Below are 791 nucleotides of genomic sequence, written 5' to 3'. Positions count from 1 at the left end.
CACCAGAAGTAGATAGCTTAACCTTCGGGAGGGCGTTTACCACGGTGTGGTTCATGACTGGGGTGAAGTCGTAACAAGGTAGCCCTAGGGGAACCTGGGGCTGGATCACCTCCTTACCTGAAGACTGTGTTTTTGATGCAGTGTCCACACAGATTGCCTGGTCGAAATGTAGAGAGCCACTCATGCTGCCCAACAGTGTGAGTACGAATTAGAAGTCCCATTCGTCTAGAGGCCTAGGACACCGCCCTTTCACGGCGGTAACAGGGGTTCGACTCCCCTATGGGACGCCACGGGTCGTTAGCTCAGTTGGTAGAGCAGTTGACTTTTAATCAATTGGTCGCAGGTTCGAATCCTGCACGACCCACCATTCCTGCCACGGGAATGTAAAAATACTGTGGGCGATTAGCTCAGTTGGGAGAGCACCTCCCTTACAAGGAGGGGGTCACTGGTTCGAGCCCGGTATCGCCCACCACTCTCTAAATACTTTCTGCACGGATACGCAGATTCAATAGCATAATGTTGTTGGATCGATTCTCTGACGCTGAAAGCCTTTAGAAAGTGGTTATCGAACGATAATTCACATGCTCTTTAACAATCTGGAAAGCTGACTAGTAAATTCAATCTTTGAGATTGAATAAAACTGTTTCGAAAGAAACAGAGTTCTCAAGCAACACACATTCAAGTGTCTTGTGTAAGAGTCCGGCGAATAAACCAATTGTCTCTTTGTCAGAGACACAACCTTGGTTGTTTGAACATACGAAACCTCTTGGGGTTGTATGGTTAAGTGACTA

The 791-nt window shown here is 47.5% G+C and carries 3 tRNA genes and 1 rRNA gene; all 4 read left to right on the top strand.

Features of this window, described 5'->3' with window-relative positions:
• A 16S ribosomal RNA gene (locus tag D6M16_RS00540) occupies positions 1-116 on the top strand; the annotation flags it as partial.
• Positions 117-214: 98 nt separating this feature from the next.
• Positions 215-290: transfer RNA gene (locus D6M16_RS00535), tRNA-Glu, on the top strand.
• A 1-nt stretch (position 291) separates the two neighbouring features.
• Positions 292-367: transfer RNA gene (locus tag D6M16_RS00530), tRNA-Lys, on the top strand.
• Positions 368-396: 29 nt separating this feature from the next.
• Positions 397-472 (top strand) — tRNA-Val (locus D6M16_RS00525).
• Positions 473-791 lie beyond the last annotated feature (319 nt).

The organism is Photobacterium salinisoli (genome assembly GCF_003614885.1).
GTDB classification, from domain to species: Bacteria; Pseudomonadota; Gammaproteobacteria; order Enterobacterales; family Vibrionaceae; genus Photobacterium; species Photobacterium salinisoli.
This window is presented reverse-complemented; position numbering and strand designations above follow the sequence as displayed.